Below are 15439 nucleotides of genomic sequence, written 5' to 3'. Positions count from 1 at the left end.
CAGCCTTTCCAGGAACGCTTCCTTGTGAAGCGGGTGGCAAAGGTAAGCAGCTTTTTTTAAGTTGCAAGGCCCCGGCCAAAGTTTTTTTTCAGTCTCGTTCCGGAGTGCCTGGCCTCTCAGCTTTCCGCACCCGTGGCCGCCCTGCCGGCTGCCGCTTTACTCCCTTCCCCCGCCCCCGTTTGACCGGGTTGGGAGTGCAAAGGTCCACAAAATTTCCGAACATGCAAGCAGTCCCTAACAACTTTGACCCCCGTACTGAGAGGGTTTCGCCTAACTATCTGTGTGGCACCATCAAAATCTTTAAATTAGTTTAAAAGTTTCTTGCTACAGCTTCAATCGTCTTCTTATTGTATCGTTTTTCGCTGCTATTCCCTTTTTTTACTACATCTTTAAATGGAAACGAGGTATAGACTCTTGTTTAGTCTATACCTCGTTCGCTAATACTCTATTATATATAGTAGCACTTACTACACAGCTGCTGCTTCCGCATACTCTTGCAGATACTTATACCTTTCTGTCAGCTTCCCTCCTTTTGCTATGGTAGCCCGTGCCAGCATGCCGCCTTCATCGTTATTGAAGAACTGCGGGAAGACATAATCTATAATGTTGCGGCCGAAGTCGCGGGAGGCGTTACGCGGTAATTCGCATGGCAGGTTGTCGACGGCCATTACCGTGATGTTGTCTCTTTTGCTGTAGGCGGGCTCGAGCTCTCCTGTTTCCGGGTTGTAATCGTAAGCAGGATCAGGTATGGTGGTGGCGTGCTTGGTAGTAGGTATAGAGCCATCTACATCGCAGGTGATATCAGCGATAGTGTCGATTTTGAAATCGGGTTGGCGGGTGTCTTCTTCAGAGAATAGCTTCGGAGCGCGTGGGTCCCAGTAGGCGCAGGCCAGCAGCAGGTCGGTTACTTTGGTGAACTTGCGGAAGGTGGACTGGTATAGCTCCGGGTGGGCATAGAAATCAGGGGAGTCCCATACCTCCACGTCGGGACGGTTGTTGTAGTCGCCGGAGTGGAGTTGGGCGTATACGGGCTCGTTGAATTGCTTGTACAGGTAGTCGAACACGCTCACTTTTCTTATCTCCATTTTGTCGAGCACTTCCATGGCGCCACCTGCTACGCGGCCACCACCGGTTATGGCAATCTTTATCGGCGGCAGTTTCACCTTAAAGTATTCTTCCTGCATGTCTTCCATCTCGTGGCAGAGGTAGGCGGGCTTCAGGTCAAAGAGCTTCCACTTTTTGCCATAGGTGAGGATGCCGTTATATGCCCCCACTATACCTGCATACCTTCCAAAAGCTACTACGCGCTGTCCTTGCGCATTGGTCAGTAGCTCGTAGTCTATTAAGGTGATGTTCTTGTCGAGCACGGCGCGCAGGAGTTTGGCGTTGTGCGGCTGTTTCTTGATGGTATGTGAGAAGAAGAAATACGTCTTGTTCGGGATCAGCTGGTCAATGGGCACTTCCTTCACTCCCATCAGTACGTCGCAATCGGTCAGGTCTTGCTGCAGGGCTATACCTAGTTCGGCATATTCTTCGTCCGTAAAGCAGCGCACCTCGCTGGGCTGCACCACTACCTCTGCTCCCGGAAACTCCTGCATGGCCTCTTCACACTTTTTAGGAGTGAGCGGCACGCGCTTGTCTACTGGTATTTTGCCTTCTTTAATAATGCCGATCTTAACTTTATTCATAGATGCGTGTTTGTGAATTGTTCTGCTTGAAGTTGTGTTTAAAAGTCTGAGGAAAGCGGCCTGCTATACCTTATATATAGGAGCGCCTCGTTTATAATGTAAAACTGCACTTGCCACACCCCGAACTATTTAGCTTTCATGCTTCAATATAATAAACAATTACTATTACTTTTGTAGAAATTATTGAAAGTTAGCCTTTGGCTTGTCTTCCACTGGAAAGTAAAAACCCAAATTCCCAATCAATACTTCATCATTATGATACTTAAAACAAAACCTGCTGACACTTTTAAGGAGCGCCACAACGGTCCTGATAAAGAGCAAATGCAGGACATGCTTAAAACCATCGGGGTAGACTCGCTGGATCAACTGATTGAGGAGACCGTACCGGCCGCCATTAGACTTAAGAAGCCGCTGAACCTGCCAAAGGCTCTTTCTGAAACCAAATTCCTGAAGAAATTCGGTGAGATCGCCAGAAAGAACAAGGTATACAAATCGTATATCGGCTTGGGCTACAACGACACCATTATGCCACCGGTGATCCAGCGTAATATTCTGGAGAACCCGGGTTGGTATACTGCCTATACCCCATACCAGGCTGAGATTGCGCAAGGCCGTCTGGAGGCACTGATCAACTACCAGACGATGGTGATGGACCTGACTGGTATGGAAATCGCCAACGCCTCTTTGCTTGACGAAGGTACTGCCGCCGCTGAGGCCATGGGTATGTTCTACGCCCAGCGCAAAGGTGCCCGCAAGAACGCCACCCGCTTCTTCGTATCGAACCTGGTGCTGCCACAGACGCTTGACGTGCTGGTATCACGTGCTACGCCAATCGGCATTGAGCTGGTAATCGGCGACCACCGCGAAGTAGATTTCTCTGACGAAACATTGTTTGGCGCCCTGGTGCAGTATCCTGCTGCCGACGGTGCCATTTTCGATTATACAGATTTCATCAGCAAGGCACACGCGCAGGACATGCTGGTTGCTGTTGCCGCTGATATTCTTTCTTTAACACTCCTGACACCTCCGGGTGAAATGGGCGCCGACGTGGTGGTTGGTACTACCCAGCGCTTCGGTGTACCGATGGGCTTCGGTGGTCCGCATGCGGCTTACTTTGCCACAAAGGATGCTTTCAAACGTGTGATTCCGGGCCGTATCATCGGCATTTCGGTAGATGCCGCCGGTGACAGAGCTTACCGTATGGCGCTTCAGACACGTGAGCAGCACATTCGTCGTGAGAAAGCCACCTCCAACATCTGTACTGCACAGGTATTGCTGGCCGTTATCGCAGGTATGTATACCGTGTACCATGGCCCACGTCGCCTGAAGTACATCGGTCTGAACACACACGCATTGGCGCAGCAACTCGAAAAAGGCCTGAAGGAGCTAGGCTTCGAGCAGCTGAACGAAGCTTACTTCGACACGCTGAAAATCGCGGTGGAGAGTGCTGATATGAAAAACGCCATCCGTACAGAGGCTGAGGCGGCAGGTATAAACTTCCGTTATTTCGAAGAGAACTTCATTGGTATTTCCCTGCACCAGAACACAGAGCTGGAAGATGTGCAGGACATCCTGACGGTGTTTGCAAAAGTAGCTGGCAAATCTGCTGATGTTTTAGGTATAGACGAACTGCCAGAGGAAACTGAAATCACCTGGTCTGAGAAACTGATCCGCACGAGCGAGTACATGACGCACGAAGTGTTCAATAAGCACCACTCCGAGCACGAGATCCTGCGCTACATGAAGCACCTCGAGAACAAAGACATTTCATTGGTTCACTCCATGATCTCTTTAGGCTCTTGCACCATGAAACTGAACGCTACGGCCGAGATGATTCCGATCACCTGGCCGGAGATCGGGCAGCTGCACCCATTTGCTCCTGCCGACCAGACACAGGGTTATGCCGAGATCTTTAAGAACCTGGAAGCCTGGCTTTGCGAAATCACCCGTTTCGATGCGATGTCGCTGCAGCCAAACTCTGGTGCACAGGGCGAGTACGCTGGCCTGATGGTGATCCGTGCTTACCATGAATCCCGTGGTGATCATCATCGTAAGGTTGCGCTTATTCCTTCTTCTGCACACGGTACCAACCCAGCTTCGGCAGTAATGGCCGGCATGAAAGTGGTAATCGTGAAGTGTGACGAAAGAGGTAACATCGACGTAGCTGACCTGCGTGCTAAAGCCGCGCAATATAAGAATGAGCTGTCTTGCCTGATGGTGACTTACCCGTCTACACACGGTGTTTACGAGGAGTCTATTGTCGAGATCTGTCAGATAATTCATGACAACGGTGGCCGTGTATACATGGACGGTGCCAACATGAACGCCCAGGTGGGTCTTACTTCGCCGGCGCATATTGGTGCTGACGTGTGTCACCTGAACCTGCACAAGACCTTCTGTATACCTCACGGTGGCGGTGGTCCTGGCATGGGCCCAATCGGTGTGGTAAAAGATCTGGCTCCGTTCCTGCCGGGTCACGCGGTGGTTGACTTAGGTCGTCCGCAAGCGATCCATGCAATTTCGGCTGCGCCTTGGGGTTCTGCCTCTATCCTGCCAATCTCTTATGCCTACATCGCGATGATGGGCGGCGAAGGGCTGACAGAAGCTACGAAAATGGCGATCCTGAATGCGAACTACATCAAGGCGCGTCTGGAGAAACATTATCCGGTGCTATATGTAGGTGCTAACGGCCGTTGCGCACACGAAATGATCCTCGATTGCCGCGAGTTCAAGAAATTCGGTGTAGAGGTAGAGGATATCGCGAAGCGTCTGATGGACTACGGTTTCCATGCGCCAACCGTGTCATTCCCGGTAGCGGGTACGTTGATGGTGGAGCCAACAGAGTCAGAAGCACAGGAAGAACTGGACAGATTCTGCGAGGTGATGATCTCGATTCGTGAGGAGATACGTGAGATTGAAGCTGGCAAGGCTGACCAGAAAGACAACGTGCTGAAGAACGCGCCGCATACCCTGAAAGTGGTGATGGTGGAGAACTGGGAAAGACCTTACGCTCGTGAGAAGGCTGTATTCCCGATGGCATACCTGCGCGACAACAAGGTATGGCCAACGGTTAGCCGCATCGACAGCGCTTACGGAGACCGCAACCTGGTATGCTCTTGCGCTCCAATCGAAGCATACAACGAGAATGAAAGTGAGATGGTAGCCATCGGCTAATCCGTCTTCATCTTATACCTGAAAAGCCTGGCCACAATGGTCAGGCTTTTTTGTTTTGGTGGCCCGGGATTTAGCAGCTATACCTACTGATTGCCTCGCTCCGTATACCTGTTGTAGCAATGGTCCTATACCTAAACCAACAGTTCTATGCGAAACGCTATACCTAACCTGAAACTCTGGCTATACCTTATACCTGCTTTGCTGCTCGGTTTAAGCAGTTGTATACCTTCTATAGTAGCAGACAGCACTTACGACCGCAGCGTGGACTTCCAGATATACCGCACTTTTGCTTTGCTGGAGCCGACAATGGCCAATACCTCCGCTGACCCGAACCTGTACGAACCGCTTTTGGATAGGCGGGTGCGGGATGCCATTGCTGCCGAGCTGGTCAAAAAAGGCCTGACACTCGATGCGGAAAGCCCGGATCTGCTGGTTGGTTATGATGTGTCTGTCGCGCAGGATGCAGCGACTGCTTCGCCGGATTTTGGCTATGCCTATTGGTTTGGCTACCGCTTTAACTACAACACCGCCGATTTCCCCAATTACAGACCGGTAGCTCAATACACGCCCGGCACCATGCTCATTGATCTGGTATCGGCCAGTACCAACGAACTGGTATGGCGCGGCGTGGCAGAAGGCGATATTGTGGTAGCGCAGACCGACGAAGGCAAAATCAGAAGATCTATCATCAGTATCTTGTCACTATACCCACCAAACCAGCCCGCCACGAGGTAATTTACAAGCGATACGACAGACTAAAGCCGCCGTAATAATTCCGTGGCGATGCCGGCTGAAAGTAGCGCCCGCCAAAAGCGTTCAGGTCGTTGCCGAGACTATACTTTTGGTCTGTCAGGTTTTCGGAACCGGCAAATAAGTCGAGTGCAAACTGTCGTCCCAACTCACGCCTAAATCCAAGCCTTGCGCCTGCTACCAGGTAGGTATCGGCATAAACGGTATTTTCGTCTGTCAGCGGAATCTCATCCACGTAATTGGCGGTCAGGTGCAGGTATAGCCCGAAGCGAGTTTCCAGGTCGAGGCCGGCAGTTAAGGTATGCGGGGCCACACCGGTGAGTTGGTTGCCGCTTAAATCAGTATCGTCTTTCTGATAATCCCGGAAACGGAAATGGCTGTAGGTATAGCTGCTCCATACCTTGAGCAGGCTAACAAGTTGCGTTGCGTCTTCGAGTAAGGTATAGCCCAAGGCTGCTTCGAGTCCGCTTTGCGAAGTAGCCCCTACATTCCGGAACACGGCAATACTCGACAAATCCTGCCGACTCGCAATCGTCTCACGTAACCGGAAGTGAAAAGCCACCACATCAAAGTTCAGCTTGCGTCCTAAGGTATAGCCGCGTACACCTGCCTCATAGTTGATACCTTTCTCTGCTTCCAATTCCTGGTTGAGGGCACCGTCGGAGGTCAGCAGTTCTTCTTCGGAAGGAGGGGAAAAGCCCGCACTAACGCTACCATGCACCGATACCTGCTCTGTTAAGCGTTTCAGTAAAGCTAGCCTTGGCGAAAGAACTGCACTGAAATCGCGGGTATACTGGTATGGACCCCCACCCAGGGCCTGGTGCAGACGGGTAATTTCATATCGGGTGTCATTTAGACTGAGGGCGGCAGTCGCGATCCAATTGCCGGGCAACTCAAATTCAGCTTGGGTGAATAACAAGCCGGTTTTGGCCAGCACCTCGTCATCAGTTCGCAGCGAATCGGTGCGACCGCGGTTGTTGTCGTAGGTACGGGCCGCTTCAAAACCGCGCTGGTATTCGCCCCCGAAAGTAATCGTAGTTCCTACCTGGCCTAAGTTAGTATTATAGACAAAACGGCTTCGGCCGCCATACTCCTGGTTGGTGTTGCGTTCATAGTCGGTGTTGAAAGGGTGATCTCTATACCTGAACAGGCCATACAGGGCAGACGTATTTTTCCAGCTGTCACTGAAGCGGTACTCCTGCGACAAACCGATATTTATACCTTGCTGATTCATGGAAGCATTTTGGGCCACACTCCCGAACATCCCACCACGTGCCTGCCGCGGATCCTGCTCGTACTGTTCCTGCGTCAATCCGCCGGGCAACTGGTAGAACAAGTCGGAGTAAATCAGGTTGGCTTGAATCGTGCTTTTGTCGGATGGGTTGAAAGTAGAGGTGAGCAGCAGCGTCTCGCGGTCCATACCTGATTGCTCCCGATAACCGTCGAGTTGCTGGCGGGTATACTGCAGGTATAGGCTCTGCTTCTCGCCGCCCACACTGGCACTGGCGGTATAGCGTTGCAGACCAAAAGAACCGATGGTAGTGCCGACCTGAAAAACCTTCTCCCCGGATACAGCGCTGCGTGGTTCGAGTAGTATCGTGCCACCTGTACCTGCACCGTAAATACTGCCTGCCGGACCTTTCAGAATTTCCATACTGCTGAAGTTGGCTGCATCATATAGGTTCAGGTTTGTGATGCCGTTTGATTCGGTAAGCGGAATTTCACCCAGGTATAGCTTCACATTTCTAATCCCATAAGGAGATCGCAAACTGCTGCCCCTGATGGAGAGGCGATAACTGGCCGTAGCCCTTTCTTCCATGCGCACTCCCGGCACCGTATTCACAGCCCGCACCAACGAACTTTCATCAAAACGCCGGATCACTTCCCGGTCTATCACACTCAGGGCACCCGCTGTTTCGAGCAAAGGCCGGTTGCTTTCATAACCCGTCACGACTACTTCTGAAAGGCTGGCCACCAGTGGCTCCAGGTATACGCGCAGTGCTATACCTGGCTGCATACCTTGTACCAAAATAGTGTCAGGTTTGAATCCGATGTGCGAGATCAGAATGAAAGTCGCCTGGTTTGCGACAGACAGCTCAAATCGGCCGGCGGCGTTGGTTAGCGTTTGCTCGCCGCTATTGGCCGTGATAGTCACGCCCTGCAGTGCCTGACGGGTCTGATTGTGCAGCACCTGCCCTGCTATCTGTTGCTGAGCGAAACCCAGTAGCGGCAATAGCAGCAGGATAGTCAGGAAAAATGGGCGTATCAGAAGTGAAGTTGGGTTCATGGGTGCAAGTTAGCTGCTAACGAAACGGCTTACACCTCGCAAGGGTTAGATTTTGCAGAATTTGCTCCGCTGGCTTACAATAACCATTGCAGGCATTGGATTGAACGTGACTACAAATTGTCACTGTCTGAAAGGCGCTGACTATGGCAGTTCCTACACCTATGTTGGCAAAGGCAAGGAAAGCCCTAGCAATCATTCCAGGTATACGCCACTCGCAATTTAGGCCTTGACAGTGCCTTCTACCACAGCAACCATCAGCGCAGCAAACGATAAATCTCCAATTGGTTACAAATGAAAAAAGGCTCCGTAGAATCTGCGGAGCCTTTCCAAACTATGAAAGCTAATGAAATTTTTAATTCTCTTTAAAGGAGTTCTTACCTGATCCGGAATTCAGTTCTTCTGTTTTGCTGGTGCATTTCCTCCGGACAAGACACGCCATCGGTACATTTGTTCACCAACCTTGCCTTACCGTAACCTTTGGCAGTCAGCCTGTCTTTTGCTATACCTTTCCCGATCAGGTAATCTACAGCAGCCTGCGCTCTACGTTCTGAAAGTACCTGGTTGTAGTTCAGGCTTTCACGACTATCAGTATGCGAACTCAGCTCAATCTTGATCGTCGGGTTTGCCACCAGCACTTCGGCCAGCTTGTCGAGCTCTTTGGCTGCATCCGGGCGGATATCCCACTTATCCAGGTCGTAGTAAATGTTCTCCAGCACAATAGCTACGTTCTTCTCGTCCCTATCGAACACCATGGCCACCTGCAAGGTATCCGGAGCGGTTTTCGGCACGACTACCAGCGCGTGCTGATTCAGGAAGCCCTGCTTGGAGCCTTGCATGACATAAGAGTTTCCTTTACGACCATCCATAAAGTACTGCCCCTTTGTGTTTGTCAAGACTGTACTGCTGTCACTTTGGTTTTGTTGTGCGATCAGGAGTTGTACCTGTGGCAGTGGTAACTGCACGTTTTTCTTTTGGTCGTTCTGCTTGCGCTCGAGCGTGGTTACAGCTATCACGACAGGCTTTTGCAGTACTTTGAAACTATAGATATCATCGGTACCGTTGCTGCTTTCGCGGTTAGACGACAGCAGGCCGGTTTCTTCATCTTCGTTGAACATGATGCCATAATCATTCCTCGATGAGTTGATCGGGTGGCCCATGTTGTTCACGGCCGTCCAGGCAGCATGCTGGCCCTCGGCCGAGAAAACATCCAGTCCTCCCATACCTTGGTGCCCGTCAGAAGAGAAGTAGAGCTTACCATTCTGATCCACGTAAGGGAAGCTCTCGCGGCCCGGCGTATTGATCAGTATACCGGCATTCACAGGCTCTCCCCAACTGCCATCAGCCTGACGCAAGGTATAGTAGATATCCGTCTCGCCCACACCGCCCGGCATATCCGACACGAAGTACATGATCTTGCCGTCAGGTGAAAGCGCCGGATGACCTACGGAGTATTCTGCTACATTGTTAAATGCGAATGGTTGGATCTCTGTCCAGGTAGTGCCGCGTCTTTGAGATGAGTAAATCTCCAGACGGTTGATGTACTCCTGCACCTGCGACTTGTCCACCCAACTAGTTGGGTCGGAGTTACCAGCCTTGCGCTGCTGCACAAGTTGCGTACGGGTGAAGTATAGCGTTTGACCGTCTTCCGTGGCCGATGCCGTGGCGTTGTGGTACTGGTCGTTGATCATTTCGTGCAGTGCTGTGGGTTTGCCCCAGTTGCCACTGCCATCGCGGCTGGCCATAAAGAGCTGCAGGTACGGGCGGCCCGTCCAGCCGTAGGTGCCGGTGGTTTTCCCTACTTGATCTACACCACGGTCTGATGTGAAAATGATCGCGTCTTTGCCGTAGTTCATCGGACTGAAGTCAGAGAAACCCTGGGCGTTCAGTCCGCTCAGGCGCTGTACTTCGGCCAGCGGCATTTTCTGGTTTATCCAGTTCATGGCTTTGTCGCAGGATGCCATCAGGTATTGCGCGCGTTCCTCTGCAGCCGGCACTTCCTCGGCCCACAGCATGTATTGCTGCTTGGCTTCGTCGTATTTGCCATTGCTGCGCAGCGCCTCTGCATAATGGTAAATGTTCTGCGGATCACGGCCCGGCATGGCCACCACCTGGGCATACCAGCGCTCCGCTTCCACGGTCTGGCGTGTCAGGCGGTAAGAGTCGGCAATGCGCTCGGCTGTTTTCACATCCGGCTTGCGCTTCTCAGCTGCTTTTTTGTACTGCTCTAAAGCCAGCGCAAATTCAAACTTTTCGTAGTGCTTGTTAGCTTTGCGAAGCTCCTGCTGCGCTTCGGCTACAGGTGCTGCGCCCAGCAACAGGGCAGCAGTAAGGTATAAGGGTATATGTCTGAAATTCATATGCGGTAAGAGCTAATATTAAAAGTATTGCGGCGTCAGCATTTTCGTGTCCTGCTTCTTAAAGAAGTAGTAACCTACCGAGATCTCGTGTGAGTGAAAACCATTCAGGTCGTTGAGCATGCGGTCGTAAGAGTAACCCAGGCGCAGGGCGTTGGTTACCTGCAGTTCCGCGATCAGAGCCATGGCCGTACGCTTCGTCACAGGATCCGCCTCCTCGTTTTTGTTGAACAGGTTCATGCTGGTGCGGTAAGAACTGCCCAGCCACAGGCGGTCGCCCAGCAGCACAAAGCCATTCAGGTCCACGTTGGCTGGTGCATTGAAGTCTTCCTTAATCAGCACACTTGGCTTCAGTTTTATAAAGCTGCTCACGTCAAACACATAGCCTGTCGTGAAGTAATAATGGCGAATCGGTTCGATCTGGAAGACATCTTTGTATTGGATCAGATCAGAAGCAGATATACCTGCGTAGAAGCGCGTCGTGTTAAAGTATACACCTAGTTTCACATCCGGACGGTAGAACACATCCTTTCCTGCAGGTATGCTCGGATCATCTACTATACCTAGCTCGGAGCCATCCACCACGCTCTGCACCACCCCGGCTGCTATACCCAGGCTCAGCGTGCCGCGGGCGCTCACCGATACGCGGGCTGCCGCATTGGCATAAGCCGAAGTCGTGGAGTAGGCACCGATCTTGTCGCGTGTGAAGTTCAGGCCGAGTCCCAGGCGCTCGTGGCTGGTCAGGCCGTCTACGCTCAGCGCCTGCGTGGTGGGCGCTCCGTCTATACCCGTCCACTGCGAACGGTGGAAGGCGTTGATGTTGAGCACACCTTTGGTGCCGGTATAAGCCGGGTTAATGGCCATACTGTTGAAGATGTACTGCGAGTATTGCGGGTTTTGCTGGGCGTTCGCGGCAAAGGTGAAGAGCAGCGCCAGCAGGGTATAAAGTATTCTCATGGTAATAAAATTTTCTAATGAATGCACTCGCTTATCGGAAGATGGTCACGTAGCCGGTGTAGTCCTGGTACTTGCCGTCGCATAGCTTCACCCTTACTTTGTAGAAGTAAGTACCTTGTTCCAGTCCTTTGGCGGCCCAGTCGTTCTTGTAGTTCTTCTGCTTGAATACCTCAGATCCCCAGCGGTTAAACATCACCATTTCATTGTCCGGGAACTTGTCCAGGTTCTTCACCAGCCACTCGTCGTTCTTGCCATCGCCGTTCGGGCTAAAGGCTTTCGGGAAGTCAAGCTGTCCGTTTGCCAGACTGGCGTCCATGGCGATGCTATACTCGGCAGAGCCTGCGCAGCTACCATTGTAGGCAATCACACTCACGCGGCCGATTGCAGTCGGGCTGTTGGCCTTCACCTTAATAGTTGTAGTGCCCTGACCAGACTCAATGGTGAAGCCCTCTGTTACCGTCCAGGTATAAGATGTCGCTCCTTCTACAGCGTCGGCAGTATAGATCAAGCCTTCGCAGACGCTACTGTTATCCGTGATGCGGGTAACAGGAGCAGGAGGCATGGTAATGTCGACATTCAGGCTAGACCAGTCGCTGATGCCGCAACCGTTGATGGCTCGCACCCGCACCGTACCGCCCGTTTCGGCAGCATTCACTGTAATGCTGGTACCATTGCTAACTCCTTCAATCGTCAGGCCACCGGTCGCTTCCCACTCGTAAGCGGTCGCGCCAGGTACAGCCTCGATGCTGAAGGCATTGCCTGTGCTATTCAGGCACACATTCATGTTGCTCTTGATCGCTCCCGGAGCTGCCGGCTTCAGCGATGGTGAAACAGCCAGCTTGGCTACAGCGCCCGCACCGCAGTTCTTCACCGTGTTGGTAGCGTATACCTCAATTTCTCCGCTCGTCTCACCTACTGTTACGGTAATGCTGGTACCCGTCAGTTTGTCGGCACTCCAGCCCTGCGGCACTGTCCAGGTATAGGCCATACCTGCTTCCGGTGATGCTATGCTGAACGTGAGCGTTGCCCCGATACAGCCTGTGGTTGCAGTGTTCGCAATAGATGGTGCTACAGGTTTCAGAGTCACTTTTGCTATCACTTCGAAGGCTGCACTTATATTACAGTCATTACCAGTTTTTACCGTGATCGGACCACCTGTTTTACCAACTTTCACTTTTACTACTCTGCCATTCTCCGTTTCGCTCACAACTGTCCAGTCAGCTGCCGGGAAGCTCCAGGTATAGCTGGTAGCTCCGGTTATTATAGGTGTGCTGAAAGTTGTTTCTTCTCCTTCGCACAGATCCAGGTTACCCGTGATGACCTTTGGTATAGCTGGTGTTGGCGTAACGATCAGCAACTTCTCGGTTGTGGTGCTGAAACCGCAAGCGTTGGTCACGGTCAGGTATACCTTGCCGCCAAGTAGGCTCTGGCCTTTCGAACGAACACTTACGCTAGTGCCGGCATCGTTTGTGCCTTCCACAAACTCCAGGTTATTGTCCAGTGTCCACTTATAAGTGAGTCCATCTACAGCAGCGGCGCTCAGCGCTATACCTGTAGTGCTGTTGAAGCACAGGGCAGCCTCCCCAGTAATTGCTACTCTAGCTGGCTCGCCGATCACATTAACAGTGGTTTCGGCTGTCTTGTTAACATCCTTACACTGTGTGTTCACGGTTACTTTTACAGTCTGAGCATTCAGTGTGGTGCCCGCAGTAACAGTTATAGTGCTACCGTCAGCTGATTTGCTAACCGTTTTCCAGCCTGCTGGCAGAGACCAGGTATAAGTAGCCCCAATCACATCCGACGTTGCTTTGAAAGTGAGCTCACCACCACGGCACACGGAAGTTGGCGCTTCTACAATTGACAGCGTAATGTTTGGATTGCATTTCACATCCGGGATCACCACCTCATCCTCGTCGTTGTCCGGATCAGAGTCACCAGGGTTATTAGGGTTATTGGGGTCTCCTGGATCAGTCGGATCAGTTGGATCGGTAGGATCAGTCGGGTCGGTAGGATCAGTCGGGTCGGTAGGATCAGTCGGGTCAGTCGGCGTTGGTTTATCTTTGCTGATGATACGGGCAATGTTGCGAACCTGACCCGCCTTTACTAACTGGGCATTGATCACAAGCTCAGCTGTTGCTTTTGCTTCCAGCGAAGGAATCTTGAATGCTCCAGTTGCCGGATCATACGAAGCGCCGTTGCTTACATTAAAGTCTACTAACAGAAGGCCTGCAGGCAACTTCTCGCCTATTACGATGTTTTTCTCGGCCTTGGCACCATGGTTTGTCACCACTATGCGATACTGCACCGTTTCGCCCACCATGTATTCCGCCTTCGCATTTACCAGTTCTTTGGTCACGCCCAGGTCTGGCAGCAGGATCTCGACTTCGTCTTCGTCGTTGTCCGGGTCCTTGTCATTGTCCGGGGTGCGGTCGATGATGGTGGCTACGTTACGAATCGCACCCGTGCCCACAATCTTAGCATAAACAATCAGTGTAGCAGTGGTCTTTCCAGCCAGTGTTGGGATGTTGTAAATGCCTGTCGCTGCATCATAAGTAGTTCCGCTGGTGGCTGTATACCTTACAAAGGCCAGTTCCTTCGGCAACTGCTCACGTACATTTATATTGGTCTGAGGCGTGGAGGCGTTGTTTGAAACCTTGATTTCGAAAGCCAGCACGTCGTTTACCTTGTACTCTTGTTTCGGATCAACAATTTTCTTGGTTACGCCCAGGTCAGGCAGGATGATCACTACCTCTTCTTCGTTGTCATCCGGATCTTTGTCATCAGGGCGGTCGATGATGGTGGCCACGTTGCGGATGTTGCCTGTGCCCACGATCTCGGCATATACAATGAGTGTGGCAGTCGCATTGCCTGCTAGCACAGGGATGTTATAAATGCCTGTCGCTAAGGTATAAGTAGTACCCGGAGTCGCCTCGTGCCGCACATACTTAAGTCCGCTTGCCAGCTGCTCACTAACATTTATATTTTTTTCCTCTTTGGAAGACGTGTTTACGACCTTGATCTCATAGGCAATCACGTCGCCCAGGTTATAGCTCGATTTCGGATCGATAATGCGTTTTGTAAGCCCTAGATTAGGCAGCACTATTTCTTCATCATCCTTATCGTCATCCGGGTTCGGATCGGGATCATCACCGATAATAATGACTTCGTTCGTAATATTACCAGTGCCAGTCACTTCAAATACCAGGCGGAGGGTCTGGGTTTCAAACACCGCCATGTCGCCAATCACCCACTCATTCTTCACCTGGTCGTATGTTCCTTTTGTAGCAGGCTTTACTTCCACCAGCTTCAATCCGGTTGGGATGCGCTCCTTCACGGCCACATTGCGGGCAATACCCGGGCCGTTATTTGTAGCAGTAATGGTATAGGTCACGCGTGCGCCCAGCGACACGTTTGTGTTATCAACATTCTTCTTTACGGTCAGGTCGGCGTTCGTCACGTTTTGCAGCACCGTTGGGTTATTTTCAAAATAGATGGTGCCGCCAAGTGAAATCGCTCGACCATAAAGCGACACGCCTTTGCCAAAGGTGATGTTGCCTGTGGCGATGATATTGCCATACAGGCTACTTGGGGCCTGAATCTCCACATCACCGTCGACAACCCAGTAGATATTCTTGGTTTCAACCCCCACGCCGGAAAGGCTGAGGGCGCCTGGGTTTACTTTCAGGTTACCGCTGATCTTAAATACGAAGATAGGGGAGCTGCCTCCTTGCGTTACCAGCAGCGAGATGCCACTAATGGCGGCATCGCCTGTAATGCTATAAACACCCGGATAAATTTCGCGGCCATTGCCCAGGTTAGGGTTCAGGTTTTCTATCTCCTGAAGGCCCATCAGTTCCTGATACAGCCTGTTAGCGTCAGCCATCGCCTCCGCCGCTATTTCAGTTCCTTTTTCTTTCTTACCGGTTACTTCAAGAAATTCTTCTCCGATAATGACCTTGCCGGGGCTGATGCCGATATCACCACGGATCCATGTTTTGTCAGGGCCTTTAACGACAATCTGCTCATTGGCCAATGCAATGAACCTGTTTACGCGGCCTAGGTTGATTTCTGTCTGCCCAAAGCTAAGGGTGTTGGTCGCAGTCAGAAAAAGGGTGAGAAGCAGTAGAATTCTACTCATAGGAAATATGTAAAAAAGCGTAATAAATCAGGCATAAATATAAAAGTATTTCCATAAATTTTTACTATATCCTGATACTTATATATTGAAG

The 15439-nt window shown here is 51.5% G+C and carries 7 protein-coding genes; 2 read left to right on the top strand and 5 right to left on the bottom strand.

Going from position 1 to position 15439, the window contains the following annotated elements:
* Positions 1-467: 467 nt before the first annotated feature.
* Positions 468-1688 carry an NAD(P)-dependent oxidoreductase gene (locus AC4QZR_RS19665; protein ID WP_494482441.1) on the bottom strand — a complete coding sequence of 407 codons (1221 nt, stop codon included), beginning with the start codon at positions 1686-1688 and terminating at the stop codon, positions 468-470.
* Positions 1689-1943: 255 nt separating this feature from the next.
* Between AC4QZR_RS19665 and gcvP the strand changes: the two genes are divergently transcribed.
* Positions 1944-4862, top strand: coding sequence for an aminomethyl-transferring glycine dehydrogenase (gene gcvP, locus AC4QZR_RS19660; protein WP_494482440.1), 2919 nt, complete (start codon positions 1944-1946; stop codon positions 4860-4862).
* A gap of 147 nt (positions 4863-5009) precedes the next feature.
* Positions 5010-5597 carry a DUF4136 domain-containing protein gene (locus tag AC4QZR_RS19655; protein WP_494482439.1) on the top strand — a complete coding sequence of 196 codons (588 nt, stop codon included), beginning with the start codon at positions 5010-5012 and terminating at the stop codon, positions 5595-5597.
* A 1-nt stretch (position 5598) separates the two neighbouring features.
* Here AC4QZR_RS19655 and AC4QZR_RS19650 read toward each other — a convergent pair whose 3' ends face one another.
* From AC4QZR_RS19650 to AC4QZR_RS19635, 4 genes are all read right to left on the bottom strand, one after another.
* The gene (locus AC4QZR_RS19650; protein ID WP_494482438.1) at positions 5599-7899 is read right to left on the bottom strand and encodes a TonB-dependent receptor domain-containing protein; all 2301 of its coding nucleotides are present in this window, start codon (positions 7897-7899) and stop codon (positions 5599-5601) included.
* A gap of 374 nt (positions 7900-8273) precedes the next feature.
* Positions 8274-10256 (bottom strand): OmpA family protein, encoded by a 1983-nt coding sequence (locus AC4QZR_RS19645; protein ID WP_494482437.1) that lies wholly within the window; start codon positions 10254-10256, stop codon positions 8274-8276.
* An 18-nt stretch (positions 10257-10274) separates the two neighbouring features.
* The gene (locus AC4QZR_RS19640; RefSeq protein ID WP_494482436.1) at positions 10275-11210 is read right to left on the bottom strand and encodes a PorP/SprF family type IX secretion system membrane protein; all 936 of its coding nucleotides are present in this window, start codon (positions 11208-11210) and stop codon (positions 10275-10277) included.
* 31 nt (positions 11211-11241) lie between these two features.
* Complete coding sequence (locus tag AC4QZR_RS19635) at positions 11242-15348, bottom strand: ice-binding family protein (protein WP_494482435.1); 4107 nt, start codon at positions 15346-15348, stop codon at positions 11242-11244.
* Positions 15349-15439: the final 91 nt, after the last annotated feature.

The sequence above is a fragment of the Pontibacter sp. YIM B11418 genome (genome assembly GCF_059278805.1).
Note: the sequence above shows the minus strand (reverse complement) of the source record. Positions and strands in the feature narration are given on the sequence as shown.